This window comes from Micromonospora sp. NPDC050417, from assembly GCF_044458865.1.
In the GTDB taxonomy this organism is placed as follows: Bacteria; Actinomycetota; Actinomycetes; order Mycobacteriales; family Micromonosporaceae; genus Micromonospora_G.
Window position 1 is genome coordinate 531,166 of the sequence record NZ_JBITIH010000002.1, and the last position, 21,385, is coordinate 552,550.

The window sequence follows — 21,385 nt, forward strand, 5'->3', positions numbered from 1 at the left end:
GTAGCCGGTACGGGTCACGGGGCAGAGGGGGCAGGTATGTCGGTGGATGCGCTCGGAGCCGCGCGCCGGTTGACGCCGCGGTTGGCCGCGCGGGCGGCAGAGCACGACCGCGAGGGAAGTTTTCCCGTTGATGACTTCGTGGACCTCCGGGACGCCGGCCTGTTCGGGCTGATGGTGCCGGCGAAGCTGGGCGGCATGGGCGCCCGGTTCGCCGAGTATGCCGCCGTCGCCACCGAACTGGGCCGGGGCAACGGTGCGACCGCGCTGGTGTTCAACATGCACGCCTCGGTGACCGGTGCACTCGGCGCGGTGACCGAGGAACTGGCCGAGGCGCTCGGTGTGCCGGACGAGGCGTTGAGCGCGCGGGACCGGTTGCTCGCCGACGCGGCGGCCGGGACCTGGTACGCGGTGGCGATGAGTGAACGCGGCGCCGGTGCCCGGCTGTCCCAGCTCTCCACCGTGTACGAGGAGGTCGACGGGGGTTTCCACATCAAGGGCGCGAAGACCTTCTGTTCCGGCGCCGGGCACGCGGACGGCTATCTGGTCGCCGCCCGGAGCGTGGCCGACCAGTCGATGGTGTCGCAGTTTCTGGTGCCCGCCTCGGCGGAGGGGCTGAGGGTCGAGCCGACCTGGGATTCGCTCGGTATGCGTGCGACCTCCTCGCACGACCTGCACCTGGACGTGACGGTGCCGACGGACCGGTTGCTCGGCGGGGTGGAAGGGTTGGCCCTGGTGGTGGCGCAGTTGATGCCGCACTGGCTGGTGGCGAGCTACGCGGCGGTCTACGTCGGGGTGGCCCAGGCGGCGGTGGACGCGGCGGTCGCGCACGTCGAGGCGCGCAACCTGGGTGAGTTGCCGGCGGTTCGGGCGCGGATCGGCCGGGCCGACGCGGCGGTGGCCGCCGCACGGCTGGTGGTGGCCGAGGCCGCCCGGCGGGTGGACGAGGAGCCCGGTGAGGCGGAGACGAACCGCTGGGTGTGGCGGGCCAAGCTGCTCGCGGGCACGACCGCGGCGGAGGTCGCCGCGTCGATGCTGGAGGCGGCGGGCACCTCCGCTACCCGTCGGGGTCATCCGCTGGAGCGTCTCTACCGCGATGCCCGCTGCGGGTCGCTGCATCCGGCAACCTCGGATGTCTGCGCGGACTGGCTCGGCGTGGCGGCGATCGGCGGGGACCCGGACCGGGACGGGTCGGCCCCCCGATGGTGAGCGCCGAGAACGAGGGCTGGTTGCCGGTGATCGCCGGCATCGGTATCGCGTTGCCGCCCCGGGCCGCCCAGACCGATCTCTGGTCCGGCTTCTTCGCGCAGCATTTCGGTGGCGCCACCCGTGCGCTGGCGCAGCGGATCTTCGCGAATTCGGGGGTGGTCACCCGTCAGGCGGCGGTCAACCCGTTGCTGGAGGACGTCTCCACCTGGTCGACCGAGCGCCGGATGCGCCGGTACCTGGTGGAGGCGCTGCCGCTGGGCAAGGAGGCGGTCGGCCGGGCGTTGACCGACGCGGGGCTCTCCGCCGGTGACATCGGCCTGTTCGCGGTCTGTTCCTGTACCGGATACGCCACGCCGGGACTGGACATCCTGCTCGCCCGGGACATGGGTATGTCCGCGGCCACCCAGCGGGTCTTCATCGGGCACATGGGTTGTTACGCGGCGCTGCCCGGGTTGGGCACAGTGGGGGATTTCGTGGCGGCCCGGAGGCGCCCGGCGCTGCTGCTCTGCGCCGAGTTGACCAGCCTGCACATGCAGCCCTCCTCGGCCCGGGTGGACACCCAGCAGATCGTCTCGCACGCGCTCTTCTCGGACGCGGCGGTGGCCGTCGTGGTCACTCCGGGGGGACGCCCCGGGTACGCGGTCCGCGAGGTTGCCGCTGTCACGGACACCTCGACGGCCGACCACATGACCTGGGACGTCACCGACACCGGGTTCCGGATGGGGCTGTCGCCCCGGGTGCCGCAGGTGCTCGCGGCGCACGTCCGGGACCTGGTCGCGGAGCTGTTGGGGCGGCACGGTCTGCGACTCGACGAGGTGGACGGCTGGGCGGTGCACCCCGGCGGGCCACGGATCCTGAACGTGGTCGAACGGGAGCTGGGGCTGCCGCCGGAGGCGTTGGCCGATTCGCGTGCGGTCCTGGCCGAGCACGGTAACTGTTCGTCGCCGACGGTGCTGTTGATTCTGGAGCGGCTGCGGAACCTGCCACGGCCGCCTCGGCGGGTCGTTCTGCTCGCATTCGGTCCGGGCCTCACCCTGTACGCGACGTTGCTTGAGGTTCCGTTGGTCAGCGGTGGGTGAGTTGCGGCAGGTTGGCCTGGTAGTCCGCTGGTGAGATCAGGTCGGGCAGGATCCGCACGATGTGACCGGTGTGGTCGACCAGCACGGCGGTGGGGTGGTCGGGTTGTGGGGCCACCTGGACCAGGCCGCGGAGTTCGCCGGCCGGGTCGGCCAGGTTGCGTACCGAGCCGGCGGCGACCGGTGGGCTCGGTAGCGGGCTGGGTCGGGAGCGGTCGCTGGTCACCACGATCACCGTGACTCCCGGTGGGGCGGCTCCGGCGGCGGCGGCGACCTGGTTGGCGCAGGCACAGCCGTCGGTGAGCAGGATCACCGCCGGGAGCAGCCCGCGTAGGGCCACCGGGGAGGCTTCGGAGTCGACCAGGTCGAGGGCGGGCAGCGTACGTCCCGGGGTGCCGCCGGTGCTGACGCGCGGGGCGGGTGGCTGGCGGTGCTGGCCGGGCCAGACCACGGCGATGAGGCTGCCCAGCGCGGCGAGTACGGCGAGCGGCATGATCAGCAGAGTGATCCGGAGTGCGGAGTGGCCGCTGCGGGAGAGGCCGAGGTGCCGGCGCCAGGCCGCCCGGCGGGCGTCTTGGCGCAGTTCGCGGCGGATCAGAGCGGCTTCGGCGGCGAGCTCGGCGGGGTCGTTCGGGATGACGACCGGCCCCCACTCGGGCGGGAGTTCGGGCAGCCCGTCGTAGGGGCCGTTGTTCTCCGGCCATCCTTCGGTGTTCCACGGCGTGCCCATCGTGCCCCCCGGGCGGTCACGTGATAGTGGGTCGGGCTCTTCGTTCAGCGTCCCGTACCGGGGCCTGTACCGCTAGTCTCTGACGCCCCCTAAGGGGGAGAGATATGATTGAAGCACCGCAACGCCCTACATCCGATTCTTCCGACTGACCCCGCCGTCCGGTGATCCGGAGGTTACGCAGCGTGGTGAAACTCGTGGACCGGCGGCCTGTCAAGCGGAAGAAAGACCTCTCACAGGGCCTCTGAGCTGCGCTAATGGTCAGGACTGAGGTGGGACATCAGTGCCTGAGCGTGTTACCCTAGACACAGCGAAAGGGGTTTCGAACCTATGGTTTTCAGTGTCGGCGAGACCGTTGTTTACCCCCACCACGGGGCCGCACTCATCGAGGCAATCGAGACTCGGGTCATCAAGGGCGAGGAGAAGCAGTACCTCGTGCTGAGGGTCGCTCAGGGTGACCTGACGGTCCGTGTGCCCGCTGAGAATGCCGAGATCGTCGGCGTCCGCGAAGTGGTCGGTGAAGAGGGCCTAGGCAAGGTCTTCGATGTCCTCCGCGCCCCTCACACCGAGGAGCCGACCAACTGGTCGCGGCGTTACAAGGCGAATCTGGAAAAGCTGGCTTCCGGGAACCCCCTTAAGGTGGCGGAGGTTGTTCGTGACCTCTGGCGCCGGGAGCGGGAGCGGGGCCTGTCGGCGGGCGAGAAGCGGATGCTCGCCAAGGCCCGTGACATCCTGGTCGGCGAGGTCGCGCTCGCCGAGAAGAGCACGAAGGACGAGGCGGAGAACCTCCTCGACAAGGTGCTCACCGAGGCGTAACGCCCGGATAGGGACAATCCTGGCGAATCGCGCCCAACTAACCACAGAAGAGAACGAGGACCGCGACGTGACCGCGCAGCTCAATCCGCGCGGTGACGTCGCGGTCCTCGTTCCTGCGGCGGGTGCCGGCGTACGCCTCGGCCCCGGTGCCCCGAAAGCGCTCCGCCTGCTGGCCGGCGAACCGCTGCTGGTGCACGCGGTGCGCCGGATCGCCACCGCCCCCTCCGTACGCACCATCGTCGTCGCCGCGCCCTCCGCCGAGGTGGAGGCGGTCCGGCACCTGCTCGCCCCGGTCACCGAGTCGATCGTGGTCGTCGGTGGCTCCACCCGGCAGGCGTCGGTCGCCGCCGCGCTCGCCGCCGTACCGGCGGGACCGGAGATCGTCCTGGTGCACGACGCCGCTCGGGCACTGATCCCGCCGGTCCTGGTCGAGTCGGTCGCCGCGACCATCCGCGCCGGGCACGACGCCGCCATCCCGGTCCTGCCCGTGATCGACACGGTGAAGGAAGTCTCCGCCGACGGCACGGTGCTCGGCACCGTCGACCGCTCCGCGCTGCGCGCCGTACAGACCCCGCAGGGATTCCGCCGGGCGGTCCTCGCCGCCGCGCACGCCTGCGCCGTCGACGCGCTCACCGACGACGCGGGTCTGGTGGAGAAACAGGGCGTACGCGTCACCTGCGTGCCCGGATCGCCGTACGCCATGAAGATCACCCAGCCGTTCGACCTGGCCCTGGCGGAGCACCTGCTCGCGACGGCACCGGAGCCGGGCGTCGCCTGACCGGGCACCCCGCCACACCCGCTCGGTAACCTGTCCCCGTGATCGTTCCCCGGGTCGGCATCGGCACCGACGTACACGCGTTCGAAGCTGGTCGGCCCTGCTGGGTCGCCGGCCTGCACTGGCCGGGCGTCGACGGGCTGGCCGGACACTCCGACGGTGACGTCGCCGCCCACGCCGCGTGCGACGCGCTGCTCTCGGCGGCGATGCTCGGCGACCTCGGCGCCAATTTCGGCACCGACCGCCCCGAGTGGGCCGGTGCCGCCGGGGTGGTACTGCTCGCCGAGACCGCGCGCCGGGTCCGGGCCGCCGGCTTCGAGATCGGCAACGTCTCGATCCAGGTGATCGGCGTACGACCGAAGATCGGGCCACGGCGCGACGAGGCGCAACGGGTGCTCGCCGAGGCGGTCGGCGCCCCGGTCTCGGTCTCCGGCACCACCACCGACGGACTCGGCCTCACCGGCCGTGCCGAAGGGCTCGCCGGCATCGCCACCGCACTCATCCACTCGCGCTGACGGCCGTCGAGCGCCAACTGTCCCCAACCGTCGACGCCGCCGGGCGGCGCCGCCCGTACATCCATCCACACCGACCCGTCTCGGACCGGGCGCCGACGAGGCATGGCCTAGGCTCGAACGGTGTCCAGCGACGCAGCACCCGAGCACCAGGCCTCCGCCGACGACTACCTCCAGCGCGCCGACCTGATGGCCGAGCTCGGCCGCTACGACGACGCGGTGACCGAACTCGGCTTCGCGATCACCCTCGACCAGGCCAGTGTGCGGGCCTGGACGATGCTCGCCCGGACCCACCTGGCGGCGGAGCGACCCGAGGAGGCGCTGGCCGCCGCCGACACCGCGACAGCCCTGTCGACCGCGACGGCCGCCATCCCGGGCGCCGCGCCCGACTGGGCTCCACCACTGGTCGCCCGGGGGATCGCGCTGGTCGAACTGCGGCGGTTCCGGGAGGCGGCCGAGGTCGCCGACGAGATTCTCGGCCGGGGCCCGGCGGACGCGTACGCCCAGCGGAGCGCGGCCGGGATCCTGGCCGACGCGCGCAACGGCCAGCCGGCGCTGAACGCGGCCTGGCGCGCGGTCGAACTCGCCCCGCAGGAGCCGCAGGCGCACCTGGTGCTGGGCATGGTCGCGGCCCGACTGAACCTCTTCGACCTGGCCGAGCGGGCATACCAGGAGGCGTTGCGGCTCGACCCGACGCTGGACGCGGCCGGTGACGACGTCGGACAGAGCCGGCTCGAACGGCGCCGTTACGCGCAGGCGCTGGAGGAGGTCGCCGCCAGCGTCTCGATCCAGCCGGTACGGGTGGACAGCTACCGCTCGGTCGCGGAGAGCGTGCTCCGCCTGGTGACGTACGGCGCCGGTTATTCGATCACCGCAGCGGTGCTGGTGGCCTTCATGGCCGCCGCGAACGGTGGCGCCTCCCGGGTCTGGGCGGCGTTGCTGGCGATCGTCGGCGCGGTGTTGGTGTGGCGGTTCGCCTCGAAGGTGCCGGGCCTGACCAGGACGGTCCTGCCGACGTTGATGAGCCAGGACCGGGTCCTGGGGCTGTCGGTGTACGCCACCCTGGCCGCCCCGGCGTTCCTCCTGCTCTACACCCTGGTCGGCACCCCGTGGCCGTTGGTGCTGGCGATCGTCGCGACCGCTGTGGCCGAACTGGCGGTGCTCCGCCGCTACGGTCCTGCCGCACGCTGACCCGGCGCGGGTGCTCGCCGGCCCGGACCCGTACCCCGACAGGGAAGGCGTGCCCACTCCCGCGCGGGGGGCACGCCTTCCCTGTCGGGGTACGGGTTCCGAGACGTCCGCCCGGACGGGTGCTCAGAGGGTGCGGCGGGCCCAGGTCCAGGCGTATCCCGGGTCCTCGACGGTCAGCGCCGGGTCGCAGAGGTCCAGCGGGCGGAAGGTGTCGACCATGACGGCGAGTTCGTCGAAGTGCTCGACGCCGATGGAGCGTTCGGCAGCGCCGGGCTGCGGGCCGTGGGTGAAACCGGCCGGGTGCAGGGAGATGGAGCCCTGTTCGATGCCGGAGCCGCGTCGGGCCTCGTAGTTGCCGCCGGTGTAGAAGAGCATCTCGTCGGAGTCGGTGTTGTGGTGGTTGTACGGCACCGGGATCGCGAGCGGGTGGTAGTCCACCTTGCGCGGGACGAACGAGCAGATGACGAAGTTCGGACCCTGGAAGGTCTGGTGCACCGGCGGGGGCTGGTGCACCCGACCGGTGATCGGTTCGAAGTCGTGGATGGAGAAGGCCCACGGGTAGAGGTGGCCGTCCCAGCCGACGACGTCGAACGGGTGGTTGGCGTAGACGTACCGGGTCCAGCCTCGGCGGTGCTGGACGTACACCTCGACGTCGGACTCCTCGACCAGCAGCGGTTCGGCCGGGCCGCGTACGTCGCGTTCGCAGTAGGGGGAGTGTTCCAGGAACTGCCCCCGGGCGGAGAGGTAGCGCTTCGGCGGTCCGATGTGACCGGTCGCCTCGATGGTGAGCAGGCGCAGTGGTTCGGGTGCCACCGGCACGATCCGGTGCACCACCGAGGTCGGAATGATCACATAGTCGCCGGCGGTCACCCCGAGTATGCCGAAGGTCGACTCGATCTGGGCCGCGCCGGACTCGACGTAGAGGCACTCGTCGCCGATGGCGTTGCGGTAGAGCGGGGAGGGCTGGTCGGCGACCACGTAGGAGATCCGGACGTCGTCGTTGGCGAGCAGGTGCTGCCGGCCCAGCACCGGGTCCGCGCCGCCCGTGTCGAGCTTGTGGGTGCGCAGGTGCCGGGGTTTGAGCGGCAGGTTCGGCACCCGGGACCAGGTTGGTGGGGTGAACTGTTCGGCCGCCACGATCGCGGTCGGCAGGTAGCGGTGGTAGAGCAGCGACGAGTCGGAGGAGAAGCCCTCCTGGCCCATCAGTTCCTCGGCGTAGAGGCTCCCGTCGGGCTGCCGGAACTGGGTGTGGCGTTTCCGGGGCAGCTCACCGACGCTGCGGTAGTACGGCACTTTGACCTCCGCATTTGTCCCATTCAGCGGCCGACAGCGTCCGATAATCGGACGCTGTTGTCCGTTAGTCGTAGCGTCCCGTAAGTTCTCTGTTCGTGTCAACGCAGGTGCCCCGGCTCTTCGCCGGCTTGGTCGACGACGCGGCGGTCTTCCCGCCCGGCAACGCGTCGCTGCACGACGCCGTCGCCGCCCACCGCCAACACCGCACCGCCTGGTACGCCGACCTGGTCGGACCCCTGCTCGTCCCGGCCACGGCCCTGCCCCACCTGCCGGCACTGCTCGGACCCGACGAGCGGATCGAGGTCGGCGTGATCGGCGACGTACCGATCGGTCGCCTCCCCGACCTGCTCGCGGCGGTCGACCCCCGGGTGTGCCCCCGGCAGGTGGAGGCGGCGGTCGCCAAACGGGGCGAGGACCCGACCCCCGGTCTGACCGCACTCCTCGACCAGCACACCGCCACACTCCGCGCCGGAGCGCCCGCACCGGACCTCTACGCCGAGGTCCCGCTGACCTGGGGGCTGCTCGCCGCGCTGGACCGGATCGCCGAGGCCCGTGCCGCCGGCATCCCGGTCGCGGCGAAGTTCCGCACCGGCGGCCTCGCCGCCGAACTCTTCCCCAGCCCGGCCGAGCTGGCCGCCGTGATCCGCGCCTGCCGGGAACGGGCACTGCCGTTCAAGCTCACCGCAGGACTGCACCACGCACTGCGCCACACCGACCCGGAGACCGGCTTCACCCACCACGGATTCGTCAACGTGCTGGTCGCCACCGCCGCCGCGACGGAGGGCGCCGAGGTGGCCGAGATCGCGGAACTGCTGGCCAGTGGCGACCCACTACGGATGGTCGAACCGGCCCGGGTCCGGCGTGAACAGGACCGGGCGCTCTGGCGCGGCTTCGGCTCGTGCAGCATCGACGAACCACTGACCGACCTGGTCCAACTGGGACTGATCAACCACGGGGAGAGCACGTGAGCTGGGTCGAGGGCGCGGCAGGCTCGTCGTACGACACGCACAACCTGCCGTACGGGGTGTTCACGCACGCGGACGCGCCGGCCCGGATCGGCGTACGGATCGGGGAATTCGTCCTCGACCTCGACGGCGCCGAGGCCGGCGGCCTGATCCTGGCCGGTGGCGCGTTGCGCGCCTCCACGCTCAACGAGTTCATGGCGCTCGGACACGCCCAGTGGGGCGCGGTACGGAAGCGGATCGTCGAACTGCTCACCGATCCGTCCCACCGGGCCGTGGTGACGCCGTTGTTGCACCCGCTCGCCGAGGTCACCCTGCGGATGCCGTTCGAGGTCGGTGACTATGTCGACTTCTACTCCTCGGAGCAGCACGCGTCGAACGTGGGCCAGATCTTCCGGCCCGGTGAGCCGCCGTTGCTGCCGAACTGGAAGCACCTGCCGATCGGCTACCACGGGCGGTCCGGCACGGTGGTCGCCTCCGGTACGCCGATCGTCCGCCCGTGCGGGCAGCGTTCGACTCCGGACGGTCCGGTCTACGGCCCGTCGGTCCGGCTCGACATCGAGGCCGAGGTCGGTTTCGTGGTGGGGCCCCCCACCGCGCTCGGCGACCGGGTGTCGGTCGAGGACTTCTCCGAGTACGTCTTCGGCGTGGTGCTGCTGAACGACTGGTCGGCGCGGGATCTCCAGGCGTGGGAGTATCGACCGCTCGGGCCGTTCCTGGGCAAGTCGTTCGCCACCTCGATCTCGCCCTGGGTGGTGCCGCTGGACGCGCTGGCGCACGCCTGGGTGCCGGCACCGGTGCAGGACCCGCCGGTCCTCGACTATCTGCGCGACGAGCCGCACCTCGGTCTCGACCTGCGGCTCGCGGTCGACTGGAACGGCAGCCGGGTGAGCGAGCCACCGTTCGCCGACATGTACTGGACCCCGGCCCAGCAGTTGGCACACCTGACCGTCAACGGCGCCTCGGTGCGCTCCGGTGACCTCTACGCCTCGGGGACCGTCTCCGGTGCACGGCGTGACCAGGTGGGCTCGTTCCTGGAGCTGACCTGGGGCGGGGCGGAGCCGGTGACGCTGGCCGACGGCACGGTTCGCACCTTCCTCGCTGACGGCGACACGGTCACCATCAGCGCCACCGCCGCTGGCGCGGACGGCCGTACGGTCAGCCTCGGTGAGGTCACCGGGACGGTCGTACCGGCCCGGCACTAGCCGCGACTCCGACTGGTGCCGTAGCCGGCCGGATCCTTGGCCACCCGGATCCTTCGTCACCCGGGCCCCGAGCGCCTCCTCCAAGAGCGTCTATCGACAGTGGAACACCCCTGGGTGCGCTGTCCGTCGCGGAGATCGCACAGAACGTGCGAGCCCCCGCCGCACTCCTCCTGCATGTTGCACTCGGTAAGGCGTGTCGCACCGTTCGTCATGGAACAATACCGGCGAACGCACGTTTATGTGCATAACTCGCATCAAAGGGGCTGAAATGCAGATCGATCTCGTGTGCGCGGAGTGGCGTAAGAGCACCCGGTCGAACGACCAAGGTTGGTGCGTCGAGGTGGCTGACAACCTGACCGGCGTCGTCGGGGTTCGCGACTCGAAGGACATCACCGGACCGGTGCTGGCGTTCAGCCCGGCCGACTGGTCCGCCTTCATCGGCGCAGCGCGGTCCGGCTCCTTCGACGGCTGATTCAGACAACGTCAGAGTGTGGTTTTCGGGCGGCCCCGCCCGATCGGTGAGCAAGGCGGGGCCGCCCTTCTGTATGTCCGGCACCGGTTGCCGCCGGGCCGGACCCGATCAAGCGCCACTGGTACGGGAGTCAGCCCCGCCGTCATTCACCACGGTGGGGTGGTCACCACCGGCGCCTATACCGTCCTGGACTTCGCCCGGCGTCAGGAGCCGACCACCGTCTACGTCGAAGGCTTCACGGGCGCGCTCTTCCTGGACAAGCCGGCCGAGGCGGATCGATACACTTCGGCGTTCGATGATCTCCTGTCGGTGTCTCTGAGCGAGAGCGCCACCCCGGACCTGCTCCTTCACACCGCGAAGGGATATGAGTCGTGGGTGATCTGGCCGGCGCCCGTTGGCGCAAGAGCAGCCGCTCCAACAGCCAGGGTCAGTGCGTCGAGGTGGCGGACAACCTGGTGGGTGTGGTCGGCGTACGGGATTCGAAGGATGTTGCCGGTCCGACCCTGATGGTGGGGCGGGCCGGGTGGGCGGCGTTTGTCGTCGGGGTGAAGTCCGGCAGCTTTCGTTACTGAGAGCCGTTGTGGGTGTCCGGCGTTCTTGATGCTTGGCGGCAGCGCGCCTGGCCAAGGATGAACTCGCACGCGACTTACTCGGCCTGGATGCGCGGCTCCGGTGTCAAGGACCTGTTGTCCGACAGCCAAGTGGTCGAGAATCGACAGTCAGTTGACGGTGCCGGTGGGAACAACCCAACTGGTCGGCTGGCCAGTGATCGCGGAAATCATGTCGAAGTCGCTGTCGTAGTGCAGCACCGCGGCGCCATGACGCTCGGCAGTTGCCGCTATCAGCAGGTCTGCCATCGACAACGCGCGGTGATTGCCTTTGTGTAGGGCCTGAATCTGGACCTCGATCGCTCGATCCCAGATGTCGTCAGGCATGGGTAACCATTCGAAGCCGTGTAGCAACCAGCGAGCGCGTTGGGCGTCGGCCGCAGTACGTGCGCTGTAGACGACTTCGATTTCTATCGCACCACAGACGGCGAGTAGACCGCGATCGGACAATTCGTCGAGAACTGGTGCGACCTCGGGCTTGGGCCAACGGGCCAGCGCCGACTTGTCGAGCAGGTAACACTCACGCCTCACGCCGCATCCGAGTGGGACGCGGGGTTTGTCAGGTCGGGGAGGCCGCCGGACTTGAGCCAGTCGGCGAACTCGCGGCGCTTCTCACGGTTCACGACGGCCCGGAGTGCTTCGTTGACGGTTGCCTTCTTCGTCGTGGTACCGAGGATCGTCGCTGCCTCATCGAGCAGGGCATCATCGACATCAAGGATGGTTCGGGACATGTCCACCTCGCCTTGCCTGGCCGTCAGGCACCCAGGATATCAAGTTTTCGCCAACTTGATATAAGGAGCGGCGTTCGCTGACAGCTACGGTCACTCCACGTACTCCTCCAGCAGCGCCGGGGTGAGCCCGGAACGGTGGATCGCCTTCAGCGCCGCCAGGAGATCGTCCATGAGCGCCGGTCGGAAGTGCATCAGCAGCACCTCGCCGGGCTTCACCACCTTCGTCGGGGTCTGGTAGCGCACGATCCCCTCGTTGACGGTCTCGGTCCAGTGGAAGACCGCCTTCATGCCGCAGTCGTGCGCGGCTTTCAACGTGGTCGCGTCACGGTTGCCGAACGGCGGGCGGAACAGGACCGGCCGTCTGCCGAACAGTTGCTCCAGCTTGTCCGCCGCCCCGCAGATCTCGTGTTTCTGGAAGGCGTACGACCTGCCCTTCAGTGACGTATGGGTGATGGTGTGGTTTTCCACCACCCCGCCCGCCGACTCGATCTGCTTGAAGTAGGGCGTGTGTTCGGCCGCTGCCGGCGAGTTCAGGAACATCGTGACCGGGATGTGCGCCTCCCGGATGAAATCGATGACCGCTGGTGGACGGGCCATCCCGCCGTCATCGATGGTGATGAAGGCAACCTTCTGGTCGGTCGGCACCCGGAACCAGAACGGGGCCGAACCGTCCTTGGGCAGTTGCACCCGCTGCGGTGGCGGCGCCTCGGGGAAGTCCGGCACCTGGGCGAGATACCAGGCCAAGCTCTTCGGCGCGGGTGTGCCCGCCCCCGACAGCGAAGCCGACGGTGTTGCTGACGGCGTTGCCGGTGCGCCGACCGAGGGCGGGGCGGACGGGCTCGGTCGGCCTGCGGTGGTCGGAGCCGCGTCGAACGTGGGGTGGGCGCCGGCACCAGAGGCGCTCAACGTCAGCAGGGCCAAAAGCGGGAGTACGGAAAGGATGCGACGGGTGGGGGTGGATGTCACGCCGGGACTGTAGCCACCAAACGTGAGGAACCTGTCAGCCCGTGAGGTTGGACGAGGGAGTGCATGATCCATGCGCCGCTGGCTGTTCTGCGGACCGCCGCCAGAACAGCCAGCGGCGCAATGATCATGGCTAGGTGTTCTTGAGGAGGTGTCGTGGTCTTCGAAGAGCGAGCGCATAGCCCGCTCCAGTCCTGGTCAGGAGGGGCGGTGACCAGACGCCCAGCGGTCCTGGTGGATCACCGACGACACCGGGCGTCGCTGGCGCCAGCCGTGCCGCTCCAGGTCCGGCGTCTGCTCCAGATGGGTGACCGGGCCGAGGCAGAGCCACGCCACCGGACGGATGGTGGCCGGGATGCCGAGCAGGTCGCGCAAAAACGGCTCCCGGTAGAACGAGACCCAGCCGACCCCGACCTGCTCGGCGGTCGCAGCCAGCCAGAGGTTCTGGATCGCCAGACAGACCGAGTAGAGGCCGGCGTCGGCGATCGCGTGGCGGCCCAGCACCGCCGGCCCACCCCGTTCCGGGTCGTACGTCACCACGACCGACAACGTCGACTCGCGTACGCCATCGATTTTGATTCGGGCGAACCGTTCCGCCGCCGCACCGTCGAGAGTGGCCGCGAAGGTGTCCCGTTCCCGCTCCACGTGCCGGTGGAACTCCTCCCGCAGCTCCCGATCGCGGACCAGGATGAAATCCCACGGCTGGGAGAGACCGACGCTCGGCGCGGCGTGCGCCGCCGTCAGGATTCGGTCCAGCGTCTCGTCGGGGATCGGCGCGCCGGTGAACTGGGCACGTACGTCCCGGCGACGGTGGATGGTTTCGTAAAGTCCGGTGTTCAAGGCAGGCTCCCGCTGCGCTCGCGCCCCTGACGGGGCCGGTGACGCGAGGCCGGTCTTCGGACTCCCGGATCTACGCTGGTCACCCGCCTTCCCAGCCCCTCAGGGGCCAGTGGCTGCGTCTGGTACGCGTGGGTGGCAGCTCCCCGGTCACCGCGGCGGGCCCGTGCCGGATTCACACCGGCTTCCCGATTCTCCCCGCTCGCGCGGGGCACCTCGCAACGTTTGTGCCACCGCGCACAATAGCGGCACCGGACGGGTGGACGGCCTCGGGACGGGGAGCCCGTCACCAGCGTCACGTTCTCCTCGCCGTCCACCAAACTTCGCCCCGATCGTCGGCCACTCGCCTTACCGTGGAGGCTCGGGAGGTGCGATGGCGACGGTGGCGGTGACCCGGGTGGTGGACGCGTCAGCGGACGAGTTGTGGCGGGTCTTCACCGACCTGCCCGGCCGGGGCGGCTGGCTCTCCACGGTCACCGGGATCGACGTGCTCACCCCAGGCCCACTCCGGGTGGGCAGCACCTGGCGGGAGGGGCACCGGCTGCCGGACGGGACCGAACTGGCCGAGGAGTTCCAGGTCGAGGAAGCGGTCCCGCCCCACCGGCTCACCGTCACCTCCGCCGGCATCGGCGTCGAGTACCGGACCGCGTACACCTTCACCCCGATCGAAGGACGGCGGCGTCGACGTACCGGCCGGACGGCGGTCAGCGTGGTGCAGGAAGGGACGGTCACCACCCCGCACGGGCGGCTGCTGGCGCTGGTCTTCGGTGGGCTGGCCGCCCGTACCGTCGAGGGCGTGTTGCGTCGCGACCTCGCCGACCTGGCCGCGGCGGTCACCGCCGATGGCCGGGAGCGCCGGGGCGGCCCGGCCGCTGCCGCCTGACCTGCCGGATTTCGGTCCGCGCAGGCTCGGTAGGGTCGCGGGCGGAGGTGCTCGATGCGATCTCGCAGCGGTGGGCTGTTACGGCGCAGGCCGGCCGCCGCCGTGATCGCGGCGGCGCTGGTCGTCGCGGCGGTCGCCGTGATCGTGTACCGCGTCCTCTCGCCCGCCGAGGTGCTCACCCCCGCTCGCACCGGCTACCCTGCCCCGGTCAGCGCGGCAACCGGGGTCGTCGGCACGCTCGCCTCGGCCCCGCTGATCGTGGACGGCCGGCTGCGGATCTATGCCACCGACCGCCAGGTCCGGGCCGACCAGCCGGTCGACGCCCGGACCCGACGAACCCCGTACTGGTCGTACCGGCGTTGGCCGGCGGAGCTGATCGGCATCGTGGCCAGTGGCACCACCGTGGTCAGCCGCTGGTCGGACGGGGACCTGGTCGCGCAGGATGCCCGTACCGGCCGGATCAGGTGGCGGGCCGACGGCCCTCCGCCGGGACACGGGTACGACGGGCGCCGCACCGGGGCCAGCGTCAACTACACCCCCGCCGGCCTGATCCTGGCGACCGGACGCAGCGGTCGGACGGTGCTGGTGGTGATCGGCGGTTCCGGGCTGCGTGGTCTGGACCTGGCCGACGGCGAGCAGTTGTGGCGGGTCGACATCGACGGCGCCTGTCGGGCCGGTGCACTCACCACCACCGCCGGCCAACTCGCCACGGTCGACGCCTGCGCGGCTCCGCAGACGGTGGAGTTCCACGACGTGGAGACCGGTGACCTGGTCCGGCGGTGGCGACCTGAGGATGCCGGCTCGGAGTTGGGGTTGGTGCCGCTCGGCTGCGGCAACGGCGAGTCGAACTGCCCGGGAATGCGTACCACCAGCGCCGGGACCAGCCGGGGTTGGCTGGTGGACGGGGACGAGCCGGTGCCGGTTCCGGTGCTGGACCCGACGGATGTGGTGCTCGACGGCGACGTGGCGCTGACCCCGAGCGGGCGGGAGCTGGTGGCCCGTTCCGTACGCGACGGCACCGAGTTGTGGCGGCGTACCGGCCCCGAGATGGCCCGGATCGTGGCCGTGCAGCCGGGGCGGTTGCACCTGCTCACCGACGCGCACGAGTTGATCACGCTCAACTCGATGACCGGTGCGCAACGGTCGAGCTTCCCCCTCGTCGCCGGTGACGAGGTCGTGCCGTGGCGGACCGGATTCGTGTACGCGGCCGACGGTTTCGTGGCGGTGGAACGGCTGGCGGCGGCGGCCCCGCCGGACGCGGCCGACCCACAGTTCTACGCGGCTCCGCAGCCGGTCATCCTCGCCGCCACCTGAGCCCCCTTACCGCTGGCGGGCGGGGGTCGGGAGGTGATTGACCAGAAACCACCGGGTCGATCAGTAGCGCCCGCAATCCGCACTTATCAGGGCATAAGTAGAAGTATCTTCACGTAGCGACTGACTCCACCGTTCGACGTTCAGCGAAAGTGGGGAAGATTCATGCATCGCGTACGTGCCTGGGCGATCCTCGTGCCAGCCTGGTCGATGACGCTGGCGCTGATCTGCCTCGTAGCCCCGCCCGCACCGGTCGGCGCCGACCCCGGTGACTCCGAGAACGCCGTCGGAATCCAGTTGATGGAGACGCCGCTCGACCGCAAGGACGACCCACGGGCCCGGACCGCCATTGTCGACCACCTGCCGGCCGGCGGTGAGATCCAGCGAAAGCTCAAGGTCAGCAATCGGACGGACCGCCGGCAACGGGTCCAGCTCTACGCCGGAGCCGCGACCGTCGAAGGCGAGCGGTTCCGGTCCGGCGACGGACGGGCCGTCAACGAGCTTGCCTCATGGATCTCTCTCGACACGGACGAGATCGACATGGCCGTCGGCAGGACCGTCGAGGTGATCGCCACCGTGAAGGTGCCGGGCAACGCCTCGGCCGGTGAGCGGTACGCGGTCATCTGGGCATCGGCCACCTCCGCCCCGGAGCCGGGCAGCCTGGTGACCGAGGTGCACCGGGCCGGTGTCCGGCTCTACCTTGGCGTCGGCACCGGTGGCGAACCACCGTCCTCCTTCGACATCGACGAATTCGTCCCCGGACGGGCTCCCGGCGGTCAGCCCTCCCTCACCGTGCGGGTACGCAACACCGGTGGCCGCGCACTCGACATGACCGGCAAGGTGTCGTTCGTCGGCGGGCCGGGCACAGCGGCCGGCCCGTTCGACGTGGTAGACGGCACCACACTCGCCCCCGGCGAATCAGGGTCGGTGCAGGTCGCACTCCCGCCCGACCTGCCGGGCGGGACGCGTCAGGCGGAGGTGGCACTCGCCAGCGGCCTGGTACGGCGTACCGCCGCGGCCGAGGTGGCCTTCCCAGCGCCGGACGTGCCCAGGTCCCCGGGTTCCCTGATCCGCAACCCGACCGTGTGGTTCAGCGGCTCGCTCGCCGTCGGCGTGGTGGTCCTCCTGTCCGGCCTGGCGCTGGTGTTCCGGTCACGCCGTCGTCGTCAACTCGCCACCGACCGGGAGAGCTGACCGGCGCCACCCGGGTTCCGGGTCACTCATCCCGACACGGCGGTACGGCGCCGGGACCGACGGATCAGGAGCAGCAGGCCGGTGAGGACGACCAGCCCCACCACGAGTGACCCGGCGACCAGCGCCCAGAGCGGGCCGAGTCGACTCAGTGGGGAGCCGGGTTCGCCGACCCGTCCCGGGTCCGGGAAGGTGATTCGCGCGGTGGCGCTCTCTTTCACCTGCCCGCTCGCCAGGGCGACGTCGATCTGCCAGGGGCCGTTCGGCAGTTCGCGGGGGAGTTGTGCGAGGACCGTCCCGGACTCACCCGGGGTGATCGTCGTCCCGTCCACCACGTCGAAGGGTCCGGCGCGCAGGTCGGCGGGGCCGTCGGAGAGGCTCACCGAACCGGTCAGGTCCAGGGCGCGCTCGCCGGTGTTGCGGACCGCGATGCGCACGGAGGGGACGCCCAGGGTGTCCCGGGCCGGGGACAGCTCACCGATGGTGAAGCTGGACGGGGGTTCGCCACCGGGCCCGACACTGAGATAGGTCCGTACGCCCACCCGGTGGATTTTGTTGACGTTCGCCGTCGGATCCGGCGCGGACGAGACCGAGGCCCAGATCACGGCGTACCGTTCGCCTGCCGACGCCTGGGGCGGCACCGTGATCGTCGCGCGGAACCGGGCCTTGCCGCCGGGTTCCAGTTCCAGCGTCTCCCGGTCCAGCGAGATCCAGGAGGTCAGCTCGTTCGGGGTCCGTGCCGCACCGAACACGAACCGCTCCTCCTCGATCGTGGCGGCGGCCGGGTAGAGATCGACCCGTTGTGTCTTGGCGGTCTTGTTCGCCACCAGCAGTTGCCGCTTGATGACGGTGCCGGGCGGAAGGTGGTCGACGATGTACCGGAGGGCACGTGGGTCGCCGCGGCGGTCGGTCGGCGCTTCGAGTAGCTGAATGCCGATCATTTCCTGTCCGGGGTCCGGTTCGGCCGCGCTGGCCTGGGCGGAGAAGCCCAGGCCAGCGAGGCAGAGCAGCGCGAGTGCTACGCGTCGGGCCGACCGGCCCCGGCGGCTACGCCACCGAATGTGTCACCGTCCCGGTGTAGACGCCCGCCACGTTGGCCAGCGGTACGTTCACCTCCAGGGTCGGGTTCCAGGTGGCGGTGTTGTTGCCGGTGCCGCCGGTGTGCGTGAACGCGGTGAGCGGCGTGGTGTCGTCGAGTGGCGCCGCGGCTGCGGCGTTGACCTGCCCCGGCGTGAACGTGCCGTTACCGGTGGTCGCGGTCGCGGGACCGGACCAGTAGTCGACCTGTGAGGCCAGCACGGTTTCGGTCGGCGTCGCCGTTCCGGTGGTGAAGTCGGTCGAGGTCACCGTCGCTTCCCAGGACGCGTCCGGCTCGGCCCGGGAGTCATCGACGGTGACCGGACCGATCTGCCCGTCGATCACGGTGCCGGCTTCACCGGTACCGAGGTCGGCGGTGGCGGGTGCGGTGATGTCGAGGGTGCCGGCGAGGATCTCGAAGGTTACTTCCGTGTCGTCGGTCGGAGCCGCCGCCGCCGGCATGCCGGTGAGCGCTACCGCCGCTGCGGCGGCGGCAGCACCCACCACGAAGATTTTGGCAAAACGCACGAGTTATACCCCTATGGTCTCGAAGTAGCGGGCTGGTCGCAATGCCGGTTGGCTGGCATTACGGGGCTACTTCGAAAGCTAGGGCAGTATGCCCGTGTTGGTGGCAAAAGTAGCAAATAAGGGCTTTATGCCCGCCTAGTCGGTAAGAAGGGCGGTCTCCGCCACCGCGAGGAAGGCGTCGTTCTCGACCGGAGCGCCGATCGTGACCCGTACGCCCTCGCCGGGGAACGGCCGGACGATCACGCCATGGGACTCGCAGGAGCGGGCGAACTCGACCGACCGGTCGCCCAGCGGCAACCAGACGAAGTTCGCCTGGCTCTCCGGCACCTCCGGTAGCAGCTTGCGCAGCGCCACGGTGACCCGGTCACGTTCCGCCACCACCAGGGCACAGCGGCGACGTACCTCCTCGGCCTGTGCCAGCGCGGCGACCGCACCCGCCTGTGCCACCGTGCTGCTGGAGAAGGGGGTCACCACCTTACGCACCGCGGCGGCGACCTCCGGGTGGGCAACCAGGAAACCGATCCGCAGCCCGGCCAGCCCCCACGCCTTGGAGAGCGTCCGCAGAACCACCACGTTCGGCCGGTCACCGTAGGCGGTCAGCCCGTCCGGCACCCCGGGGTCGGTCACGAACTCCCGGTACGCCTCGTCCAGCACCACCAGCACGTCGTCCGGGACCGCGTCGATGAACCGGTCCAGCTCGGCCCGGCGCACGCTGGTGCCGGTCGGGTTGTTCGGATTGCAGACCAGCACCAACCGGGTCTGGTCGGTCACCGCCTCCGCCATCGCCGTCAGGTCGTGGCCATGCCCGGCGGTGTTCGGCACCCGTACGCTGGTCGCGCCGTTGGTCGCCGTGATGATCGGGTACGCCTCGAACGAGCGCCACGAGTAGACGATCTCGTCGCCGGGCAGGCTCGTGACCCGGGCCAGATGCTCGGCGAGCGCGACCGAGCCACAGCCGGTCGCGATCCGGTCGGCGGAGATGCCGTACTGCTCGGAGAGGGCCGCACGCAGGGCAGTCGCCGCCGGGTCCGGGTAGCGATGCGCCAGCGCGGCGGCCTCCGCGACCGCCTCCACCACACCCGGCAACGGGCCGAACGGCACCTCGTTGCTGGCCAACTTGATCGCCTCGGCCATGCCAAGCTCACGGGCCAGGTCAGCGGGATTGCGCCCCGGTACGTAGCTCGGCAGCGAGGCCAGGTCGGGTCGGGTCAGCCGGTTGGGCTGGCTGCGGTCGCGGCCGGTCATTACGTGGGCCCTCCTGAGGTGTCCGATCGGTCGCCCGCGGTGGGCGGCACCGACGCTGTACTGGTCTTCCGGTCGAGGCGTACCACCACGGTCTGCGCGCGTTTGTCGTGCAACGCCTGCCGCAGCGGGCGGTCGAAGAGCGCGAACGCGCAGTCGACGAGTTGCAGCAGGAAACCGAGACCACAGCAGTACCAGAAGAAGGTGGGCAGGCCAAGGGTGTTCCAGCGCCGGGCGGCGCGGCCGAAGCCGAGGTGCTCGCTGTCACCGAGCGAGACCACCTGGAGGCCAAGCAGCCGCTTGCCGAACGTCTGCCCGGTGTTCGCCATCGCCGGCACCTCGTACGCGAACCAGAGCGCGGCGGCGATCACCAGGATGACCAGGAGCAGCCAGTCGGCCTGCGGACTGACCGGTGGCAACCCCTCGGTGGACGAGTTGCCCTCCACCGACCGGCGCACGATCTCCCGGTAGACCGGGCCGACCTCCTGCGCGTACCGCCAGACGAACCAGCCGTTGACGACCACGTTGAGCAGCAGGACCGCGCCGATGTCGATCAGGCGGGCGGCGATCCGGGTACCGAGCGGGGCCAACGCCTTGCCATGCGGCCGGGGCTCGCCCGGCGGGAACGGGTACGGCGGGTAACCCCAGGCCGGCGGCACCGGACCCGGGGACGGCAGACCGGCCTGACCGGGCTGCATCGGACCCGTCGCGCCCGGCCAGGGAGGTACGCCGTTGGCCGGCGGAGCCCCGGGAGATCCGGGTGGGACCGGGGCGCCCGGCAGACCCGGCAACCCGCCGGACGGGCTGGTCGGCGACGTGGCCGTGGTGGTCGTCCCGGAACCCTGCGGCGCCGACAGCACGGCCGGCGGAGCGCTGGACGGCTCCGGCTCGGCGGGCGGTGGCCCCGGGGGCGGGGTGGTGTCGGCGGGCAGTGGCGCGCCGATCCAACCGTCGCCGTCCCAGTAGCGCTGGGTGCTCGGCTCGGCAGGGTCGGTGTACCAGCCCGGTTGCACCGTCATGGCGCCAACCTCAGTTCGTTCACCCTGGGAACCTTAACGACCACGGTACGGGCGGCTTTGTCGTGGAGGCACTGCTGGAACGGCCTGTCCCAAAGCTGCCAGAGCCCGTCCAGGTAGTTGAGGCCGGGTACGAGCGCGCCAGCGGCGAACTGCACCAGGTAACGCTTGACCGTGGCACCACGGGTGAGGGTGGCGTACGGGTCGAGCGGCACCACCCGGATCTTCATGATCCGCTTGCCCGGTGTCTGCCCGGTTCGGAACATCATCTCCACGTGGTAGACGTACAGAACGGCCAGGAGCACCACCATGAGGCCGAACTGCAACAGCAACATCGGGACCATGACGGCGAGGAAGTCCGGCTCCCGCAGGGTGCCGTCCGGCGTCAGCACGAACATGTCCGGCAGGACCCGGGTGAAGTAGTAGATCATCGCCGGCACCGTGAACACCAGGCTGACCAGGAGATAGATCCCGTGGTCCACCAGGCCGGCGAGGAACCGGTCGGAGAACTCGGCCAGTGGCTGACCCGCCGGGCTCAGCGGCGGCGGTGGCGGGTAACCCGGTCGCCAACCGGGCGGCGGTGCGTCCGGGAAGCCACCCGGCCGTACCTGGGCGGGAGGTCCGGCGTACCAGAGCGGAGGTCCGGGATGCGGCCCGGCCTGGGCCGGGAGGTGGCCGCCCGGCGGGACCGGCCCCTGGGGGTTGGGGGTCACGGGCCCGCCGGGCGGCGGCGTCGAGTGCGGGGGCGGCTCGGTCACGCGGA

24 protein-coding genes, 1 pseudogene and 1 riboswitch are annotated in these 21,385 nt (G+C 70.5%); of the genes and pseudogenes, 14 read left to right on the forward strand and 11 right to left on the reverse strand.

All coding sequences use genetic code 11. The features are described from left to right. Nucleotides 1-36: 36 nt before the first annotated feature. Both ACIBF5_RS05015 and ACIBF5_RS05020 read left to right on the forward strand, forming a co-directional pair. The gene (locus ACIBF5_RS05015; RefSeq protein WP_396808191.1) at nt 37-1,206 is read left to right on the forward strand and encodes an acyl-CoA dehydrogenase family protein; all 1,170 of its coding nucleotides are present in this window, start codon (nt 37-39) and stop codon (nt 1,204-1,206) included. Further along, a complete protein-coding gene (locus ACIBF5_RS05020) occupies nt 1,200-2,285 on the forward strand; it encodes a type III polyketide synthase (RefSeq protein ID WP_396808193.1) in 1,086 nt (361 codons plus the stop codon). Before ACIBF5_RS05015 ends, ACIBF5_RS05020 begins: the two co-directional genes overlap by 7 nt. Here ACIBF5_RS05020 and ACIBF5_RS05025 read toward each other — a convergent pair. Next, nucleotides 2,272-3,012, reverse strand: coding sequence for a hypothetical protein (locus ACIBF5_RS05025; protein ID WP_396808195.1), 741 nt, complete (start codon nt 3,010-3,012; stop codon nt 2,272-2,274). The two genes, ACIBF5_RS05020 and ACIBF5_RS05025, sit on opposite strands and share 14 nt — an antisense overlap. Before the next feature lie 327 nt (nt 3,013-3,339). Between ACIBF5_RS05025 and ACIBF5_RS05030 the strand changes: the two genes are divergently transcribed. The 4 genes from ACIBF5_RS05030 (at nt 3,340) to ACIBF5_RS05045 (ending at nt 6,303) form a co-directional block, all read left to right on the forward strand. Further along, the gene (locus ACIBF5_RS05030) at nt 3,340-3,825 is read left to right on the forward strand and encodes a CarD family transcriptional regulator (protein ID WP_396808197.1); all 486 of its coding nucleotides are present in this window, start codon (nt 3,340-3,342) and stop codon (nt 3,823-3,825) included. A 67-nt stretch (nt 3,826-3,892) separates the two neighbouring features. Beyond that, the gene (ispD, locus tag ACIBF5_RS05035) at nt 3,893-4,603 is read left to right on the forward strand and encodes a 2-C-methyl-D-erythritol 4-phosphate cytidylyltransferase (RefSeq protein WP_396808198.1); all 711 of its coding nucleotides are present in this window, start codon (nt 3,893-3,895) and stop codon (nt 4,601-4,603) included. A gap of 38 nt (nt 4,604-4,641) precedes the next feature. Then, entirely contained in the window at nt 4,642-5,115 is a 474-nt protein-coding gene (gene ispF / locus ACIBF5_RS05040) for a 2-C-methyl-D-erythritol 2,4-cyclodiphosphate synthase (RefSeq protein WP_121157496.1), read from the forward strand. 120 nt (nt 5,116-5,235) lie between these two features. Next, complete coding sequence (locus tag ACIBF5_RS05045; protein ID WP_396808201.1) at nt 5,236-6,303, forward strand: tetratricopeptide repeat protein; 1,068 nt, start codon at nt 5,236-5,238, stop codon at nt 6,301-6,303. A gap of 123 nt (nt 6,304-6,426) precedes the next feature. Here ACIBF5_RS05045 and ACIBF5_RS05050 read toward each other — a convergent pair whose 3' ends face one another. Further along, on the reverse strand, nt 6,427-7,596 hold the full coding sequence (locus ACIBF5_RS05050) for a homogentisate 1,2-dioxygenase (RefSeq protein ID WP_396808203.1): 1,170 nt from the start codon (nt 7,594-7,596) through the stop codon (nt 6,427-6,429). Nucleotides 7,597-7,691: 95 nt separating this feature from the next. Here ACIBF5_RS05050 and ACIBF5_RS05055 point away from each other — a divergent pair, with 95 nt between their 5' ends. The 5 genes and pseudogenes from ACIBF5_RS05055 to ACIBF5_RS05075 all read left to right on the forward strand — a co-directional run bounded on the left by ACIBF5_RS05055 (nt 7,692) and on the right by ACIBF5_RS05075 (nt 10,807). Further along, the gene (locus ACIBF5_RS05055) at nt 7,692-8,564 is read left to right on the forward strand and encodes a hypothetical protein (protein ID WP_396808205.1); all 873 of its coding nucleotides are present in this window, start codon (nt 7,692-7,694) and stop codon (nt 8,562-8,564) included. After that, nucleotides 8,561-9,763 (forward strand): fumarylacetoacetase, encoded by a 1,203-nt coding sequence (gene fahA / locus ACIBF5_RS05060; protein WP_396808207.1) that lies wholly within the window; start codon nt 8,561-8,563, stop codon nt 9,761-9,763. The genes ACIBF5_RS05055 and fahA overlap by 4 nt, the downstream gene beginning before the upstream one ends. Nucleotides 9,764-10,031: 268 nt before the next feature. After that, nucleotides 10,032-10,235 carry a DUF397 domain-containing protein gene (locus ACIBF5_RS05065; protein WP_396808209.1) on the forward strand — a complete coding sequence of 68 codons (204 nt, stop codon included), beginning with the start codon at nt 10,032-10,034 and terminating at the stop codon, nt 10,233-10,235. Between the two features lie 159 nt (nt 10,236-10,394). Next, a pseudogene (locus ACIBF5_RS05070) lies at nt 10,395-10,520 on the forward strand (XRE family transcriptional regulator); the annotation flags it as partial. Between the two features lie 86 nt (nt 10,521-10,606). Further along, nucleotides 10,607-10,807, forward strand: a complete 201-nt coding sequence (locus tag ACIBF5_RS05075; RefSeq protein ID WP_396808211.1) for a DUF397 domain-containing protein — start codon at nt 10,607-10,609, stop codon at nt 10,805-10,807. Between the two features lie 147 nt (nt 10,808-10,954). On the opposite strand, the gene ACIBF5_RS05080 is transcribed toward ACIBF5_RS05075, so the two are convergent. The 4 genes from ACIBF5_RS05080 to bluB all read right to left on the reverse strand — a co-directional run bounded on the left by ACIBF5_RS05080 (nt 10,955) and on the right by bluB (nt 13,377). Next, the gene (locus tag ACIBF5_RS05080) at nt 10,955-11,374 is read right to left on the reverse strand and encodes a PIN domain nuclease (RefSeq protein WP_396808213.1); all 420 of its coding nucleotides are present in this window, start codon (nt 11,372-11,374) and stop codon (nt 10,955-10,957) included. Further along, nucleotides 11,371-11,574, reverse strand: a complete 204-nt coding sequence (locus ACIBF5_RS05085; protein WP_396808215.1) for a type II toxin-antitoxin system VapB family antitoxin — start codon at nt 11,572-11,574, stop codon at nt 11,371-11,373. The genes ACIBF5_RS05080 and ACIBF5_RS05085 overlap by 4 nt, the downstream gene beginning before the upstream one ends. Nucleotides 11,575-11,664: 90 nt before the next feature. Next, complete coding sequence (locus tag ACIBF5_RS05090) at nt 11,665-12,540, reverse strand: polysaccharide deacetylase family protein (RefSeq protein ID WP_396808217.1); 876 nt, start codon at nt 12,538-12,540, stop codon at nt 11,665-11,667. A 195-nt stretch (nt 12,541-12,735) separates the two neighbouring features. After that, nucleotides 12,736-13,377: a 5,6-dimethylbenzimidazole synthase gene (gene bluB / locus ACIBF5_RS05095; protein WP_396808219.1), complete on the reverse strand. Its 642-nt coding sequence runs from the start codon at nt 13,375-13,377 to the stop codon at nt 12,736-12,738. Between the two features lie 29 nt (nt 13,378-13,406). After that, a riboswitch (cobalamin riboswitch) is annotated at nt 13,407-13,608 on the reverse strand. 139 nt (nt 13,609-13,747) lie between these two features. Here bluB and ACIBF5_RS05100 point away from each other — a divergent pair. From ACIBF5_RS05100 to ACIBF5_RS05110, 3 genes are all read left to right on the forward strand, one after another. Then, nucleotides 13,748-14,257 carry an SRPBCC domain-containing protein gene (locus tag ACIBF5_RS05100; protein ID WP_396808221.1) on the forward strand — a complete coding sequence of 170 codons (510 nt, stop codon included), beginning with the start codon at nt 13,748-13,750 and terminating at the stop codon, nt 14,255-14,257. A 54-nt stretch (nt 14,258-14,311) separates the two neighbouring features. Then, nucleotides 14,312-15,571, forward strand: a complete 1,260-nt coding sequence (locus ACIBF5_RS05105; RefSeq protein WP_396808223.1) for a PQQ-binding-like beta-propeller repeat protein — start codon at nt 14,312-14,314, stop codon at nt 15,569-15,571. A gap of 162 nt (nt 15,572-15,733) precedes the next feature. After that, entirely contained in the window at nt 15,734-16,762 is a 1,029-nt protein-coding gene (locus tag ACIBF5_RS05110) for a hypothetical protein (protein WP_396808225.1), read from the forward strand. A gap of 26 nt (nt 16,763-16,788) precedes the next feature. Here ACIBF5_RS05110 and ACIBF5_RS05115 read toward each other — a convergent pair whose 3' ends face one another. From ACIBF5_RS05115 to ACIBF5_RS05135, 5 genes are all read right to left on the reverse strand, one after another. Continuing rightward, nucleotides 16,789-17,700, reverse strand: coding sequence for a hypothetical protein (locus ACIBF5_RS05115; RefSeq protein WP_396808227.1), 912 nt, complete (start codon nt 17,698-17,700; stop codon nt 16,789-16,791). Nucleotides 17,701-17,806: 106 nt separating this feature from the next. Beyond that, nucleotides 17,807-18,364 carry a hypothetical protein gene (locus ACIBF5_RS05120; RefSeq protein ID WP_396808228.1) on the reverse strand — a complete coding sequence of 186 codons (558 nt, stop codon included), beginning with the start codon at nt 18,362-18,364 and terminating at the stop codon, nt 17,807-17,809. A gap of 135 nt (nt 18,365-18,499) precedes the next feature. Then, nucleotides 18,500-19,609, reverse strand: coding sequence for a histidinol-phosphate transaminase (gene hisC / locus ACIBF5_RS05125; RefSeq protein WP_396808230.1), 1,110 nt, complete (start codon nt 19,607-19,609; stop codon nt 18,500-18,502). Continuing rightward, nucleotides 19,609-20,625, reverse strand: a complete 1,017-nt coding sequence (locus ACIBF5_RS05130; protein ID WP_396808232.1) for an RDD family protein — start codon at nt 20,623-20,625, stop codon at nt 19,609-19,611. The genes hisC and ACIBF5_RS05130 overlap by 1 nt, the downstream gene beginning before the upstream one ends. Further along, entirely contained in the window at nt 20,622-21,380 is a 759-nt protein-coding gene (locus ACIBF5_RS05135) for an RDD family protein (RefSeq protein WP_396808234.1), read from the reverse strand. Before ACIBF5_RS05135 ends, ACIBF5_RS05130 begins: the two co-directional genes overlap by 4 nt. Between the last annotated feature and the right edge of the window lie 5 nt (nt 21,381-21,385).

Excerpts from the sequence above, each read along its gene's own strand:
- ACIBF5_RS05015 (WP_396808191.1), top strand. The coding sequence starts at position 37 with ATGTCGGTGGATGCGCTCGGAGCCGCGCGCCGGTTGACGCCGCGGTTG.
- ACIBF5_RS05020 (WP_396808193.1), top strand. The coding sequence starts at position 1,200 with ATGGTGAGCGCCGAGAACGAGGGCTGGTTGCCGGTGATCGCCGGCATC.
- ACIBF5_RS05025 (WP_396808195.1), bottom strand. The coding sequence starts at position 3,012 with ATGGGCACGCCGTGGAACACCGAAGGATGGCCGGAGAACAACGGCCCC.
- ACIBF5_RS05030 (WP_396808197.1), top strand. The coding sequence starts at position 3,340 with ATGGTTTTCAGTGTCGGCGAGACCGTTGTTTACCCCCACCACGGGGCC.
- ACIBF5_RS05065 (WP_396808209.1), top strand. The coding sequence starts at position 10,032 with ATGCAGATCGATCTCGTGTGCGCGGAGTGGCGTAAGAGCACCCGGTCG.
- ACIBF5_RS05085 (WP_396808215.1), bottom strand. The coding sequence starts at position 11,574 with ATGTCCCGAACCATCCTTGATGTCGATGATGCCCTGCTCGATGAGGCA.
- ACIBF5_RS05100 (WP_396808221.1), top strand. The coding sequence starts at position 13,748 with ATGGCGACGGTGGCGGTGACCCGGGTGGTGGACGCGTCAGCGGACGAG.
- ACIBF5_RS05105 (WP_396808223.1), top strand. The coding sequence starts at position 14,312 with ATGCGATCTCGCAGCGGTGGGCTGTTACGGCGCAGGCCGGCCGCCGCC.
- ACIBF5_RS05110 (WP_396808225.1), top strand. The coding sequence starts at position 15,734 with ATGCATCGCGTACGTGCCTGGGCGATCCTCGTGCCAGCCTGGTCGATG.
- ACIBF5_RS05115 (WP_396808227.1), bottom strand. The coding sequence starts at position 17,700 with ATGATCGGCATTCAGCTACTCGAAGCGCCGACCGACCGCCGCGGCGAC.
- hisC (WP_396808230.1), bottom strand. The coding sequence starts at position 19,609 with ATGACCGGCCGCGACCGCAGCCAGCCCAACCGGCTGACCCGACCCGAC.
- ACIBF5_RS05130 (WP_396808232.1), bottom strand. The coding sequence starts at position 20,625 with ATGACGGTGCAACCGGGCTGGTACACCGACCCTGCCGAGCCGAGCACC.